The organism is Pelagimonas varians, assembly GCF_003208435.1.
Lineage (GTDB): Bacteria > Pseudomonadota > Alphaproteobacteria > Rhodobacterales > Rhodobacteraceae > Pelagimonas > Pelagimonas varians.
Window position 1 is genome coordinate 89,505 of the sequence record NZ_QKMF01000001.1, and the last position, 13,480, is coordinate 102,984.

A 13,480-nucleotide genomic window follows, 5' to 3' on the forward strand; every position below is an offset into this window, starting at 1 on the left:
GCGCGGAAAAGATCAAGACGCAGCCGCAGAAAAGGTGTTTGGTATTCTATAAGAGGGCACTGCATAGCACTCTACCTGCGCAAGCCTGCAGAATGGGCAGATCAAGGATAGGCTGATGACCAACATTGTTTACATCGCGACCAGTTTGGACGGGTATATCTCTGCGCCGGATGGAAATCTGGACTGGTTGTCGATGGTGCCGAACCCCGATGACGACGACTTGGGCTTTGCCGCGTTTATGTCACGCGTGGATGTTGTGGTTATGGGGAGGGTCACATTCGAGAGCGTTGTCGGTTTTGACGTCGGTTGGCCGTATCCGGTCCCCGGTCTGATACTCAGCAGGTCTTTGACGCAGATCCCTGCGGGCTTTGAAGACAAGGTTCAGATCATCAGCGGCACGCCCGAACAGATCATCGCGCAAGCGGGCGAGTTGGGACATGAAACGCTTTACATAGACGGCGGTAAAACCATTCAGGGGTTCCTTCAGGCTGACAAGATTGATGAGATGATCCTGTCCGAGCTGCCGGTCTTGCTTGGGGGCGGTGACCGGTTGTTCGGGGGCTTGGTTGCGCCGCTTGAATTTGAACATATCGGTGTAGAGGTGTTGTTGGGGCAGATCACCAAGCGGCACTATGTGCGCAGGCGTGACAAATAGGACTTGTCTGCCAAAAGGCCCCCGCACAAAACGGCGGATAGGCGGATAGGCGGATAGGCGGATAGGCGGATAGGCGGATAGGCGGATAGGCGGATAGGCGGATAGGCGGATAGGCGGATAGGCGGATAGGCAGGGTAACCATCATCCATGGCCCGCCATAAGCGGCTAGCCCATACTCTCGGCTTTGGACGCGCCGCGCTTTTTGCCGCGTTCAATGTCTTCGTTCCAGGACCAATAGGCGATGCCAGCCCATGTCACCAAGTATATCAGACCGACAATCATGACAGCTTCGCCGGGGATTGGTCCAATGTCGGCGCGCTGGGCGGCCTCGTCGAAACTTGTGGCGGCGGTGGGGTGCACAGTCAGTTTGCCCGCAAAGGCGAGGGACTGAATAACCAATATCCAAAGATAGTTGCGCCGGATGCGCCTGCCAATCGCCGTCATGATCGACACATGGTAAGTCGGCTTCATATAGTCGTCGGCCAACACCTTTTGCCAATCCTCTTCAAGGTGGAGATCGCCGTCATACAGCATGGGCGCATAGAAATGCGTTTCCAGCCAGCGGGCACGCGCACGCCAAACGTTGAAATACCGATAGCGACGGGCCTCAAGCATCAAGAACAAGATGATCAGCACCCCAACCAGCACCAAAGGCAATGGAGACGCATCAGGAGAGGCAAAGCTGATGGACAGCGCCACACCCAACGTGACCACAGCCCAATTGGTGGTGGTATCAAGACGGGTGCGCCAGATGGTGCTGCGATACACCTCGCCACGATACAAATGTGCCACGGCGCCAAGCTCGGCCGGGGTCAGCGTGCTGCGCTTCTTGTCGTCCATACCTATCTCCTCCTCAGGAAGGGCTATCCTGGCCCAGCGTCCCGACATCGTCAAAGGCCGCTTTGACGCGGCAAATGTCGCTTTTGCGTGTGGGGTGCCGTTAACTTGCAGCGGGGGGCGCTGGGCATGGGATATGAAAAGCCCAAGCGAATATCAGGACGGATACGAACCCATGGCAGAACCAGCGCGCAAAAGAACTCGTGGCGGTGGCGGCGCAGCCCGCAGGGCAGAGCGCACCGCAGTCAGCATCGAAACCGCCAAATACATCGAACGCAACATCCCGAACTATGAGGTGTTGACCGAAGATGCGCTGGATATCATCGAGCAAAACGCCGAAACTGTTCTGGAAGAAATCGGGGTGAACTTTGTAGATAACCCTGCCGCTTTGCAGCGCTGGCGCGATGCTGGCGCAGATGTTCAGGGTGAACGGGTGCGTATCCCGCGCGGATTGGCCCGCAAGCTGTGCGAAACCGCCCCTAGCCAATACACCCAGCATGCCCGCGATCCGAATAAATCGGTTGTCGTCGGGGGCAAGAATTTGGTTCTGGCACCTGTCTATGGCCCGCCGTTTGTCCGCGATGCCGAAGGCGGGCGCCGGTATGCCACGATGGATGATTTCCAAAAATTCGTGAAGCTGGGCTACATGTCGAAATGGTTGCACCATTCTGGCGGTACAGTGTGCGAACCCACCGATGTGGCCGTAAACAAGCGCCATCTGGATATGTTGCTGGCGCATATGACTCTGTCCGACAAACCGTTCATGGGGTCGGTCACTGCGCCCGAACGCGCCCAGGATTGCGTCGAGATGTGCGAAATCCTGTTCGGCAAGGAATTCGTTCAGGAAAATACCGTGATGACTTCGCTCATCAACATCAACTCTCCGATGCAGTTTGATGACGTGATGATGGGGGCCCTTGAGGTCTATGCCAAGAACAACCAGGCCTGCATCATTTCTCCGTTCATTGTGGGGGGGGCGATGGCTCCGGTTTCTGTGGCCGGAACGCTGACGCAGGTTCTGGCCGAAGTTCTGGCCGGTATTGCCTACAGTCAATTGGTGCGCCCCGGCGCTCCGGTTATTTTCGGGGCCTTTGTGTCGTCGATCGACATGGGGTCGGGGGCACCGACCTTTGGTACACCCGAGGCTGCGCTGATCACCTATGGCGCTGGGCAGCTTGCCCGCCGCATGGGATTGCCCTACCGGTCTGCGGGTTCGTTCTGCGGATCGAAACTGCCGGATGCGCAGGCAGCCTATGAAACGGCGAATTCGTTGAACATGGGCTTGTTGTCGGGCGTGAACTTTATGCTGCATTCCTGCGGTTGGCTGGAAGGCGGGCTGGTGTCATCGTTCGAGAAGTTTGTCATGGACGCAGATCAGCTCGGGGCCTTGCACGGGCTGGCCAAGGGCGTGTCCGTTGACGAAAACGCCCAAGCTATGGATGCAATCCGTGAAGTGGGGCCGGGCGGGCACTACCTTGGGTGCGCGCATACACAAGCCAACTTCAAAGAAGCCTTCTGGAAGACGGAGCTACTGGACTACAAGCCTTTCGAAACATGGTCCGAAGAAGGCGGGCGCGACACGGTGGCCTTGGCCACAGCACGGGTACAAAAGCTGTTGGACAACTACAAGCAACCACAGCTGGATCCAGAGATAGCAGAGGCTTTGACGCAATACGTTGCCGACAAAAAGGCGTCGATGCCGGATAGCTTCACCTAGGCTTTGTGTCTGGCGGCTATTGCCGGAGATTTTCAGCGGGCGGTCCGATCGAACGCGCCCGTACATCTATACTGCGCCCTCTTTCCATGGCAGTTGGGGGGCGCACAGCATTTTCTGTTAGGGATTTGCAGTGCCCAATAGTCGGGCTTCGCCCATCATAGCGACCAAAACCTCGACATGCCGGCTCACTGAATAGCCCGAATCGTCTCCTTTGCGGCGATCGTTCAAATCTGCCTCAATTTCCATAAGACGCATTAACGCAGCACCGGACCGTGGAAGGCTGCCGTAGCCTAACAAACGGTGCAATTGCGGGTTGCGGCGATAATCTTGAGATCCGATGCGAGCTGCCCGGATCAACAAGCGTGGGCGGCGTAGGTCTTTGAGAATGCTTAGGATATCTTTCATTTCTGAACTCCAGTCCAATGTGATTCTGATTGAACTTTCGCACAGGTTGTGCGGTGTTGCGCAACGCAACGGCTGGGCGTTCGCAGGGGTTAGGAACGTTTAGACTTTGGGCACAATGATGGCATTTGTGCGGCTTTGTTAACCTAGCAGTAACAGACACACGTCTAGGTTGCGACATCCCCAGCTGGGGATAAATCTGTGGAAAACAGCCGATAACAACGGGAATGCGCAAAATGGGCGAAGTCATCTTGGACACAGCGGGTACGGGGCTTCCTAAGTGGGTGCCAGATGCGGCGCGTGTCTATCTTGCGCACACGGAAAAAGGGTGTTCCATCCGCGAACTTGCACGTCAGGCTGGCTGCCATGCCTCGACGGTATTGCGTCAAGTGCGCCGGATCGAAACCCGCCGTGATGATCCCTTGGTCGATGCCGCGTTACGCCATCTTGGTCAGACGCGTGCTGCCACAGATACATCCAACAATGCTGCTGCACGTCTTGTCGAAAAGGACATGAATTCGATGAATGCAGCCCAATCACTCCCGACACCGCCCGATGAGATGACATTGTCGCGCGAAGCCCGCCGCGTTTTACGCCGCCTGTGTGAAAGCGGGGCCGTTTTGGCCGTTGCGGCGGAAATGGACAAGGCTGTGGTGGTGCGTGACACCGGCGAAGGCGGCAGTGCCCGCACCGCAGTGGTCGAAGTGCAAATTGCCGAAGCCATGGCGCTCAAAGACTGGATCGCCTGCGACACACCGGGCCGGATATCGCGCTATCGTATCACGGCCGCAGGACGCGCAGCTTTGAACCGTATGGTCGCTGAGCAAGAAAACCGGGTCCGCGGATTTGCAGAGGCGCAAGCGGGCTTTGATTCAGGACGTGAGGCCGAGGCGGCCTTGGATGAGGTTGATCGCGACCCGCGTGTGCGCAAGGGCCGCTATTTACTGGCCGAAAGCCCGCTCACAGCCCTTTCGCGCCGCAAAGACAAAGAAGGTGTACCGTTTCTGGCCGATCCTTTGGTGGCGGCGGGTGAACGTCTGCGCGAAGATTTCGAGCTTGCGCAGCTGGGGCCGCGCGCCGCCCAGAATTGGGATCAGTTTTTAACCTCGGATACGCCAGCTGACAGCTCAAAGAAAAAAGGCGCTGACGTGGCCCAAAGCCGTTTGCAAGCAGCGCTCAAAGATCTCGGACCGGGGCTTGGGGATGTGGCTTTGCGCTGCTGCTGTTATCTGGAAGGATTGGAGACTGCGGAAAAGCAATTGGGTTGGTCTGCACGGTCCGGCAAAGTTGTTTTACGGATCGCGCTGCAGCGCCTGCGCCGTCACTACGAAGAGCTATCGGCGCGCGGCGGTGACCTCGTCGGCTAATTCACGCCCATTATAACCCAAAAAGGCCCGTCAGTGAGACGGGCCTTTTGAATGTCGGGCAATCCGGAGATCAAGCGGCGGATGCGGCTTTTTCTTCGAGATGCTTCATCAGGTTTTCGGGGCTGGATACGCCATAGGGGTCTTCGCCGTGGTTGTCCGACAGGCCGGGCTCTTCGAACCAAGCTTCAACTTCACCGTCGTTGATGATCGCGGCGTAACGCCAGCTGCGCATGCCAAAGCCCAAGTTGTCCTTGGCGACCAACATGCCCATCTTGCGGCTGAATTCACCGGAGCCATCAGGAATAACGCTGACGTTTTCCAGGTTCTGGCTTTCGGCCCATTTGTTCATCACAAAGCTGTCGTTTACAGACAGGCAATAGATCGCATCGATACCGTGCTTGGCGAAATCCGCCGCGCCTTTTTCAAAGCCGGGCAGCTGGTATGTCGAACAAGTCGGGGTGAAGGCACCGGGCAGCGAGAACAAGATGACGCGCTTGCCTTTAAAGTAATCGGCAGTTGTCTTGTCTTCCCAACGGAAGGGATTTGGACCTTCGATTGACTCGTCGCGAACGCGGGTGTGGAAGGTCACGTCGGGGAGGGTGAAGCCAGCTTTCATAAGGCACCTTAACAGTTTGGAATGTTTCTAAACTGGAGCTAACGCGACCCGCCGCGAGTCGCAAGCGCATTTGGCACATTTAAGACGTGACTTTTCAGATGCATGGCAGCAATTCGCAGAACGCAAGACTAAAGGTGCGAATTGTGGATTAGGTGCAGGGGGAAATCGTTACAATTGGGGATGCGCCGCTGATGTCTCAGCAAAGCTCTACTGGAAAAACCCCCTGCAATTCCTTAGTAAGGACGTAGCGTTAAACCTTCGCGGGGAAAAAACTGTGCGTGATCTCAAAATTCCATCCGAGCGGCATCCTGAAAAGGCCCATCGCCCGGACAATGCCCAACCCAAGAAGCCGTCTTGGATTCGAGTCAAAGCGCCCGGCGGCGAAGGATATAACGCCACGCGCCGCATTTTACGCGAACACAACCTGTCGACAGTCTGCGAAGAGGCCGGCTGCCCGAATGCGGGCGAATGCTGGAGTCAGGGACATGCGACCATGATGATCATGGGCGAAATCTGTACCCGCGGCTGTACATTTTGTAACGTTGCAACCGGCAAACCCGATACGCTGGATGCGTTTGAACCAGGTCGCGTGGCTGATGCGGTGCAAAAACTGGGTCTCAATCACGTTGTGATCACTTCGGTTGACCGCGATGATCTGAAAGACGGCGGAGCCGAGCATTTTGCCCAGACCATTCGGGCGATTCGCCATCGGTCCCCCGGCACAACAATCGAAATTCTGACGCCTGACTTCCTCAAATGCACCGATGATGTTTTGGAAGTTGTAGTGGATGCGCGCCCCGATGTGTTCAACCACAACCTTGAAACCGTGCCGGGTCTGTACCCGACAGTGCGCCCCGGCGCGCGCTATTTCCACAGCTTGCGCTTGTTGCAAAGGGTCAAAGAGCTGGACCCGACCATTTTCACCAAATCCGGTATCATGGTTGGCCTTGGCGAAGACCGTCAGGGCGTGACGCAGGTGATGGATGATATGCGCGCCGCCGACATCGATTTCCTGACAATTGGCCAATACTTGCAGCCAACACCAAAGCATCACGTCGTTGACCGCTTTGTCACACCGGACGAATTCAAAGCTTATGAAAAGGCCGCGTTCGGCAAAGGGTTCTTGATGGTCTCTGCCACACCTTTGACCCGGTCCAGTTATCACGCTGGCGATGATTTTGATCGGCTGCGCAAAGCCCGCGAAGAAAAGCTGGGCCAAGCGTAAACGTGCAAATCAGGCTCTTGAGCCAAATAAGCGGGTAGGGGGCTAAGCCCCCAACCCAACGTATCGAGACGAACAGTTTACTTAGTGCCCGGCGCTGGCAGAGCTTTGATATAGGCCGCAACAGCAGTTCGATCTTCTGCGCTCAGATGGCTAAAGTTTTCCACAACCTCTGCCATATGACCGCCAACACTGTCGTAGTCAGGTGTGAATCCGCTCTCTAGGTAATAGGCAACGTCTTCGGCTGACCATGTCAGTTTGTTTGGTGTCAAAGCCGGAATGCTGCCTTTGCCCGACGGGTTCGGGGCACCTGCCATCCAGCGCCCTGTATCTAGCCCGCCCAAAATGTTGCGCGGTGTGTGACATTCGGCGCAATGCGCCTGCGCCTCGGCCAAATAGCGCCCCCGTTCCAGTTCTGGTGGCACATCGATGACCCACTGATCGTTGAAAAACAAGAATTTCCAGCCGCCCAAAGACCGGCGAATGTTGAACGGAAATCCGACATCATGCGGTTTTGAAGGGACCGCGCTGGCGGGCAGGGTTTGCAGATAGGCGTGCAGATCCGCTATGTCCTGATCCATCATCTTGTTGTACGCATTGTAGGGGAATGCGGGGTAGTAATGCTGGCCTTCGGGCGACACACCGCGTGTTACCGCATTTGCCAATTCCAACAGCGTCCAGCCGCCGATCCCTTGTTCAGAATCGGGCGATATATTGGGCGCATAAAACGTGCCAAAATCAGATGGAAAGGCCATTCCGCCAGACAGGGTCAGCTTGTCTTCCGCCCCCGGTACATGGTGGCAGGACGCACAGCCCGACGCGGTGAAAACATGTTCCCCCTTGATGCTATCCCCGGTTAAATTGGCGAAACGCTCTGGTGCGACCCGGTTTGGGGCTGTCAGCCAGAGACCAGTTGCGGCGCTGACAACAGCCGCCGCAACCAGTAATTTCAACAGCCCACGCACGGCTTATTGAGGTGCGCGATAGGTGTCGTGGCAACCTTTGCACGAACCACCCAGCTTGCCCATATTGGGACCAATTGCGTCTTTGCCGGTTCCGGCTGCCGCTTGCATGGCAAGGGCGGCTTCACCAAAGGCACCCCATTTTGCCATCACATCGTCGATGTTTTCCCAGATCACCGGCTGTGCGCGGGTGCCGTCAATTGACATGTTATCTGTGCCTTCTGGCCACAAGGCGGCCTGATGGATTGACGAAACCGCAACCAAATTATCTGCGGCGGCCTGTGCGGCCTCGGCACTGTAGTCGATCTGGCCTTTGGCCATCCCGCCAAGAATGCCCAAATTCAACGCCATCAAATTGAATTGCCCCTGACGGGCTTTGACGGCCTGAGGCAGTTCGGCAACGGCACCAGTGGCGAGCGTGGCGAGAACTGCTACGGTGGCTAAAGTCTTTTTCATTGGTATCTCCCTGTTCTTCAATACTTGTCAGCATAATAGCGCTGAGCAATGTGGCAATCCTATACTGCATCCCCTCACTTGACCCGCTCACATTATTGTGGGTGCTTAGGGGACGTTGGGTTGATTTTAAAGTGAAGTGGAGTTGGGCATGCGCCTTTTGACAATCGTGCTGGCCTTGGCCCCAACCTTGGGCTTTGCGGAAATATCAGCCGAATTATCGCAAGCAAGAGAACGATATTTGTCTTTTGATTTCAAGGGGATATGGGTGGTTGTGCAGCAAGAGGCCGAAGCCGGAGAGCCCATCGCCCAAAACATGCTTGGCGCGGCTTTAACGACCCAGGACGGCACCAAGGGGTTGGATTATGATCCCGCAGCCGGCCTTGATTGGTATGAAAAGGCGGCTGCACAAAATCTCGACAAGGCTGTCTATAATCTGGCGCTGTTTTGGCAAGAAGAACATGACGGCTTTGAACCTGACTACGATCTATCACAGGTTTTGGCAGAAAAAGCTGCGGCCTTGGGTTATGTGCATGCGCCGGTTTTGATCGGGGACATGTATGCGGCGGGAAAAGGGTTTGAGCAAGATGACCTGAAGGCGCTGATCCACTACAGACGAGCGGCTGACATGGGGTCATATTCCGGTTTGCGCGCAGTGGGTTATGCTTATTTTCACGGTCAGGGAATTGAACGTGATATCACCCAGACCCGATTGTATCTTGATCGGGCTGTGGCCGCAGGTGACACGCGCTCGATCCCTGATTTGGCGTATCTTTATGAGGGCGACGAAGGCATCGCAGCTGATCCTTTGCGGGCCTATACCTTGTATCTGTACGGGGTGACTCGCGGAAATGCCAAGGCGGCAATGTGGTTGGCCAAGTTTTCAACCGACACGCGATTCGACGGCGTTTGGCGTGATCCGGTCAAAGGCTATGCCTATTGTCTCAAGGCGCTTGCATTGGGGTTTGATGACGATGACAGCCGCGCCCAATGCGACGGTATGGCGTCAAACCTGTCGGTCAAACAGCGCGCCACAGCCCAAGCTTTGGCTGAGGATCTGTAGCGCGCCGCGATTACCTTTGGGTGTTTGCCAAAGCGGCCCGCACCGCGCCGATCAAACGGTCGATGTCTTGCGGTGTGGTTGCCCAATTGGAAACGCTGATCCGAAACCCTTTGCGTCCCTGCCATGTGGCGGGGCCAAACCACGCCTCGCCCGAGTTTTGTACATGCGCGGTGATCTCGGCGCAGGCGTCTTCGCGCCCGGGCAGGGTGGCAAAAACCTGATTGAATGCCACATCATGTGGAATCTCAAACCCAAGCGCGCGCAAACCCTTGGCAACGTCCAAGGCGTGGCTGTGAAACCTGTTTACCATGTCCTTTAGGCCGGTTTGGCCCAACGAAAGCAGCGCCGCCCAGGTTTCCGCTCCGCGGGCCGCGCGGCTGAATTCCGGTGCCAAATCCGCAGGTGTTGGATCAACCGCAGGCAAATAGCCCGCCCCAATCGCCATCGAGGCGCGCATCTCTTCGGGGTGTTTGCACAGGGCAATGCCGGAATCGTAAGGCGCGTTCAGCGTCTTATGGGCATCGACAACCCAACTGTCGGCGCGCTCAAGTCCGGTCAATCTGTTCCCAATCTTGTCGCTAATACGCGCCCAAAGGCCAAAGGCCCCGTCAACGTGTAGCCATGCGCCAGCGGCCTCGCACTTGCCCGCGATCTGGTCGAACGGGTCAGATGCGCCGGTGCAGACATTGCCCGCTTGGGTCAAAACAATACAACTGGCGTCAAGATCGGGCAAAAGTTCGGCGCGCATCCGGCCTTGGGCATCGGTTGGAACAAATTCGATGTTGTCGCTGCCCAGACCAATCATGCGTAGGGATTTTAGCACCGTGGCATGAATCTCCGCGCTGGCAACCACCCTCAGGGCAGGGGCTCCGATCAACCCTTTGCCGCGCGCGTGGCCTAGCCGGTCCAACTGGCGATCCCGCGCGGTGGCCAGCAAGGTCAGATTCGCCATGGTCGCGCCAGTGGTAAAGCACCCTTCGACCTGCGGCGGTAGGTCCAGCAAGCCGGTGACCCAGTCAATGGCCGTACTCTCCATCGCCACGACTGACGGACCTGTGTCGGCGTTTGCGCATTGATCCCATGCGCTCAGCATCGCCCGCGCACCAGAGGCGGCAGGCAAGCTGCCTCCAATCACATAGCCAAAATAGCGGCCAGCGGCGCTGGCAACGCTACCGTTTGCGCCTGCGCTTTCTATCAAATCCAGCACGTCATCCGGCCGCATCCCATTGTCCGGCAAGGGGAAACGCAGGTTGGCAATATTGGCTTTGTCGGCACAAACCGCCCGCGACGACAGGTTTTGCAAGTACTTCCCGCCTTTTTCTGCACCCGTAGCAAAGGCTAGGGCTTGGCTGCGCAGGGGATCTGGATCTATAGTCATATCGTCAACAACCTATATAGGAAAACCTCTATATTGACAATCGACGATATAGATCAGGAGTCAAGCGTCAAGGTTTTTGCGGCGCTGTCCAGTCCTGTGCGGCTGCAAATTTTACTGTGGTTATTGGACCCGCGCCCGCATTTTCCGGTTCAGCGCGATGGGGAACTGGTCAAAGACGGGGTTTGTGTCGGGGCAATCACCGAAAAAACCGGTCTGACGCAGCCAACAATCAGTGCGCATATGAAAAAACTGGCCGGTGCCGGATTGGTCACGGGGCAGAAATTCGGCAACTGGATTTTTTATAAGCCGGATCGGGATCGTTTGGCGCGCTTCGGCGGTGCGTTGCAAGACGCGGCGCTTCGGCCGCCGCGTTAACATCCACAAAGCGTGAAACCCCGATCAGTCTTCGAAACGGACCTTGCCGATAAAAGGCAGGTTGCGATTTCGCTGCGCAAAATCAATGCCATAGCCGACAACAAATTCATCGGGGATTTCAAATCCAATCCAATCGGCACGAATATCGACTTCGCGGCGGCTGGGTTTATCCAGCAGTGCAATGGTACGCAGGCGGGCAGGGCCGCGCGATTCCAACAGATGAATGACGTGATTCAGCGTGTGGCCGGTATCGACAATATCTTCGACCAGCAACACGTCGCGCCCTTCGATAGGGCCGCGCAAGTCTTTGAGAATGCGCACTTCTCGGCTCGATTCCGTTGCGTTCCCGTAGGAAGAGGCCTCAAGAAAATCCACCTCGACCGGCATGTCCAATTCGCGCACCAGATCCGCGATAAAAACAAAGGACCCGCGCAGCAGACCGACAACAACCAGCTTATCCGTCTCGGAGAAGTCGTTTTGGATTTCGCGGCTGAGTTCTTCGATCCGCGCGGCGATGGATTTGGCCGAAATCATCTCGTCTACGACATATGGACGCTGTGTCATGGCTTTGCCCTTGTATTTTCCGCGTTAGAATACGACATCTTACCGACAAGTCACGGCCAGAAAGTGCTCAATGATCGCATTTTGCATAGCCGTTAACGCCCCGGTCGCAAGAGAGCAAGATGCCTTCCCATTCCGAGACAAAACGCCTGCCTTACTCCGCCCAACAAATGTATGACCTTGTTGGGGATGTGGCGAGCTATCCGAAGTTTTTGCCGTGGACGGCTGCGGCCCGTATAAGGTCCTCCGATCAACATGCTGATCACACCGAAATGCTGGCTGATCTGGTGATCAGTTTCAAAGTGTTTCGTGAACGTTTCGGCAGCCGTGTGCGTTTGTTCCCGGGCGAGATGCGCATTGAAACCGAATATCTAGATGGACCGTTCAAATATCTGGTGTCGAACTGGCGCTTTGTTGATGCGCCTGATGGCGGTTGCGACGTGTCCTTTGACGTGGATTTCGAGTTCAAAAACGTGATTTTGCAAAAGGCTGCGGGTCTGTTCTTTTACGAGGCCATGCAGCGCATTGTCCGGGCTTTTGAGGGACGGGCGCAGGTTCTTTATGACACATGACTGGCTGATCCCGGCTTTGGCCGATCCGCCCCCCGAGGCGCTGGACATGATGCGTTTGTCTTTGGTGGATTGGGCGGCCTGCGGAATAGCCGGCCGGTCTGAACCTGTCGCGCAAATCACCCGCGCCATGGCATTGGATGAAGGCGGAACAGCTCAGGCATCGCTGTTTGGCGGCGGCCAAGTGCCTGCCCGTGCGGCGGCTTTGGTCAATGGGGCAACCAGCCATGCGCTGGATTACGACGACACACATTTCGCCCATATCGGCCACCCGTCTGTTGCCGTGAATTCCGCCGCTTTGGCGATGGCGCAGCTACAAGGTGCGGATTTCGATGCATTTTGGCGCGCCTGTTTGGCTGGTTGTGAGGCTTCGATCCGGATCGGGTTGGAACTGGGGCGCGGACATTATCAGGTCGGGTTTCATCAAACCGGCACGGCCGGAGCCTTTGGGGCGACAGTTGCCGCAGGGGTTCTTTTGGGGCTGACCAAAGGCCAAATGGCACATGCCATTGGCTTGGTCAGCACCCGCGCTTCGGGGTTGAAATCGCAATTCGGAACGATGGGAAAACCTTACAACGCGGGGATTGCGGCCTCGAACGGGGTTGAGGCGGCTTTGCTGGCGTCACGGGGTTTTATCTCAAATCCGGATGCTTTGACGGGCCAGAACGGGTTTTTGCCGACGCATCATGCAGACGGCACGGGCGCACAGCCGGACGGGTGGTTGATGACCCAAATCAGTCACAAGTTTCACGCCTGTTGTCACGGGTTGCATGCGGTGCTTGAAGCTGTAGAGACGTTGAAACCCTGCGATCCAGCAGCGATTGAACGCATAGACATCGCAACCCATCCGCGTTGGTTGACCGTGTGCAATCTGCCCGATCCGAAAACCGGTCTTGAGGCGAAATTCAGCTATCGGGCTGTGGTTGCCTTGTCATTGTTGGGATTTGATACTGCGGCGCTGTCGACCTATGAGGACGTGGTTCTGTCGCATCCCGAGTTGGCCGGACTACAGAGTAAAATCAACGTGACGGGCGATGCAGGTCTCCCTGAAACCGCATCGCGGATTTCCATTGTGTCTTCTGAAAGTGTGGCTGCCTATTTTGACTTGAACAGCCCGATAGATGTTCAAACCCGATCCGCGAAAATCAAATCCAAAGCCAAAGCTTTGACCGGCGACGACGCCCTTTGGCATGCGGTTGCAAACGAAAACCTGCAGCAGATTGTGGCTCTGATCGGCGCTGCCTAACGTGGATTTTCTCGGCGTTTTGCACTGGCTTTCTTGAAACCCCTCAGACTGCATTGT

Annotated in this window: 15 protein-coding genes; 8 read left to right on the top strand and 7 right to left on the bottom strand. The window is 56.4% G+C overall.

Annotation, left to right across the window (positions count from 1 at the left end):
• Window positions 1–115: 115 nt before the first annotated feature.
• Complete coding sequence (locus C8N36_RS00430; protein ID WP_097802910.1) at window positions 116–655, top strand: dihydrofolate reductase family protein; 540 nt, start codon at window positions 116–118, stop codon at window positions 653–655.
• Between the two features lie 165 nt (window positions 656–820).
• On the opposite strand, the gene C8N36_RS00435 is transcribed toward C8N36_RS00430, so the two are convergent.
• Entirely contained in the window at window positions 821–1,495 is a 675-nt protein-coding gene (locus tag C8N36_RS00435) for a DUF2270 domain-containing protein (protein ID WP_097802909.1), read from the bottom strand.
• Window positions 1,496–1,667: 172 nt separating this feature from the next.
• Between C8N36_RS00435 and C8N36_RS00440 the strand changes: the two genes are divergently transcribed.
• Complete coding sequence (locus C8N36_RS00440) at window positions 1,668–3,209, top strand: trimethylamine methyltransferase family protein (RefSeq protein ID WP_097803016.1); 1,542 nt, start codon at window positions 1,668–1,670, stop codon at window positions 3,207–3,209.
• A gap of 117 nt (window positions 3,210–3,326) precedes the next feature.
• On the opposite strand, the gene C8N36_RS00445 is transcribed toward C8N36_RS00440, so the two are convergent.
• Complete coding sequence (locus C8N36_RS00445) at window positions 3,327–3,614, bottom strand: DUF6477 family protein (protein ID WP_097802908.1); 288 nt, start codon at window positions 3,612–3,614, stop codon at window positions 3,327–3,329.
• Window positions 3,615–3,847: 233 nt separating this feature from the next.
• Between C8N36_RS00445 and C8N36_RS00450 the strand changes: the two genes are divergently transcribed.
• Window positions 3,848–4,978, top strand: coding sequence for a DUF6456 domain-containing protein (locus C8N36_RS00450; protein ID WP_097803015.1), 1,131 nt, complete (start codon window positions 3,848–3,850; stop codon window positions 4,976–4,978).
• A gap of 70 nt (window positions 4,979–5,048) precedes the next feature.
• Here the strand turns inward: C8N36_RS00450 and C8N36_RS00455 are convergent, their stop codons facing one another.
• Window positions 5,049–5,594 (bottom strand): peroxiredoxin, encoded by a 546-nt coding sequence (locus tag C8N36_RS00455; protein WP_097802907.1) that lies wholly within the window; start codon window positions 5,592–5,594, stop codon window positions 5,049–5,051.
• 274 nt (window positions 5,595–5,868) lie between these two features.
• Between C8N36_RS00455 and lipA the strand changes: the two genes are divergently transcribed.
• On the top strand, window positions 5,869–6,819 hold the full coding sequence (gene lipA, locus C8N36_RS00460) for a lipoyl synthase (RefSeq protein WP_097802906.1): 951 nt from the start codon (window positions 5,869–5,871) through the stop codon (window positions 6,817–6,819).
• A 77-nt stretch (window positions 6,820–6,896) separates the two neighbouring features.
• On the opposite strand, the gene C8N36_RS00465 is transcribed toward lipA, so the two are convergent.
• Together C8N36_RS00465 and C8N36_RS00470 are read right to left on the bottom strand one after the other, a co-directional pair.
• Window positions 6,897–7,781 (bottom strand): c-type cytochrome, encoded by an 885-nt coding sequence (locus C8N36_RS00465; RefSeq protein ID WP_097802905.1) that lies wholly within the window; start codon window positions 7,779–7,781, stop codon window positions 6,897–6,899.
• A gap of 3 nt (window positions 7,782–7,784) precedes the next feature.
• Window positions 7,785–8,234, bottom strand: coding sequence for a c-type cytochrome (locus tag C8N36_RS00470; protein WP_097802904.1), 450 nt, complete (start codon window positions 8,232–8,234; stop codon window positions 7,785–7,787).
• 148 nt (window positions 8,235–8,382) lie between these two features.
• On the opposite strand from C8N36_RS00470, the gene C8N36_RS00475 reads away from it, so the two are divergent.
• The gene (locus C8N36_RS00475; RefSeq protein WP_097802903.1) at window positions 8,383–9,294 is read left to right on the top strand and encodes a tetratricopeptide repeat protein; all 912 of its coding nucleotides are present in this window, start codon (window positions 8,383–8,385) and stop codon (window positions 9,292–9,294) included.
• Window positions 9,295–9,304: 10 nt separating this feature from the next.
• Here the strand turns inward: C8N36_RS00475 and C8N36_RS00480 are convergent, their stop codons facing one another.
• A complete protein-coding gene (locus C8N36_RS00480) occupies window positions 9,305–10,672 on the bottom strand; it encodes a pyridoxal phosphate-dependent decarboxylase family protein (protein WP_097802902.1) in 1,368 nt (455 codons plus the stop codon).
• A gap of 33 nt (window positions 10,673–10,705) precedes the next feature.
• Here C8N36_RS00480 and C8N36_RS00485 point away from each other — a divergent pair, with 33 nt between their 5' ends.
• Window positions 10,706–11,047, top strand: coding sequence for an ArsR/SmtB family transcription factor (locus C8N36_RS00485; RefSeq protein ID WP_245910686.1), 342 nt, complete (start codon window positions 10,706–10,708; stop codon window positions 11,045–11,047).
• Between the two features lie 24 nt (window positions 11,048–11,071).
• Here the strand turns inward: C8N36_RS00485 and hpt are convergent, their stop codons facing one another.
• Window positions 11,072–11,611 carry a hypoxanthine phosphoribosyltransferase gene (gene hpt / locus C8N36_RS00490; protein ID WP_097802901.1) on the bottom strand — a complete coding sequence of 180 codons (540 nt, stop codon included), beginning with the start codon at window positions 11,609–11,611 and terminating at the stop codon, window positions 11,072–11,074.
• A 119-nt stretch (window positions 11,612–11,730) separates the two neighbouring features.
• Here hpt and C8N36_RS00495 point away from each other — a divergent pair, with 119 nt between their 5' ends.
• The gene (locus tag C8N36_RS00495; protein WP_097802900.1) at window positions 11,731–12,180 is read left to right on the top strand and encodes a type II toxin-antitoxin system RatA family toxin; all 450 of its coding nucleotides are present in this window, start codon (window positions 11,731–11,733) and stop codon (window positions 12,178–12,180) included.
• Window positions 12,170–13,423, top strand: coding sequence for an MmgE/PrpD family protein (locus C8N36_RS00500; RefSeq protein WP_097802899.1), 1,254 nt, complete (start codon window positions 12,170–12,172; stop codon window positions 13,421–13,423). The genes C8N36_RS00495 and C8N36_RS00500 overlap by 11 nt, the downstream gene beginning before the upstream one ends.
• Window positions 13,424–13,480 lie beyond the last annotated feature (57 nt).

Coding starts and splice junctions, on each gene's coding strand:
- C8N36_RS00430 (WP_097802910.1), top strand. CDS start 116: ATGACCAACATTGTTTACATCGCGACCAGTTTGGACGGGTATATCTCT.
- C8N36_RS00435 (WP_097802909.1), bottom strand. CDS start 1,495: ATGGACGACAAGAAGCGCAGCACGCTGACCCCGGCCGAGCTTGGCGCC.
- C8N36_RS00440 (WP_097803016.1), top strand. CDS start 1,668: ATGGCAGAACCAGCGCGCAAAAGAACTCGTGGCGGTGGCGGCGCAGCC.
- C8N36_RS00445 (WP_097802908.1), bottom strand. CDS start 3,614: ATGAAAGATATCCTAAGCATTCTCAAAGACCTACGCCGCCCACGCTTG.
- C8N36_RS00450 (WP_097803015.1), top strand. CDS start 3,848: ATGGGCGAAGTCATCTTGGACACAGCGGGTACGGGGCTTCCTAAGTGG.
- C8N36_RS00455 (WP_097802907.1), bottom strand. CDS start 5,594: ATGAAAGCTGGCTTCACCCTCCCCGACGTGACCTTCCACACCCGCGTT.
- C8N36_RS00470 (WP_097802904.1), bottom strand. CDS start 8,234: ATGAAAAAGACTTTAGCCACCGTAGCAGTTCTCGCCACGCTCGCCACT.
- C8N36_RS00475 (WP_097802903.1), top strand. CDS start 8,383: ATGCGCCTTTTGACAATCGTGCTGGCCTTGGCCCCAACCTTGGGCTTT.
- C8N36_RS00480 (WP_097802902.1), bottom strand. CDS start 10,672: ATGACTATAGATCCAGATCCCCTGCGCAGCCAAGCCCTAGCCTTTGCT.
- hpt (WP_097802901.1), bottom strand. CDS start 11,611: ATGACACAGCGTCCATATGTCGTAGACGAGATGATTTCGGCCAAATCC.
- C8N36_RS00495 (WP_097802900.1), top strand. CDS start 11,731: ATGCCTTCCCATTCCGAGACAAAACGCCTGCCTTACTCCGCCCAACAA.
- C8N36_RS00500 (WP_097802899.1), top strand. CDS start 12,170: ATGACACATGACTGGCTGATCCCGGCTTTGGCCGATCCGCCCCCCGAG.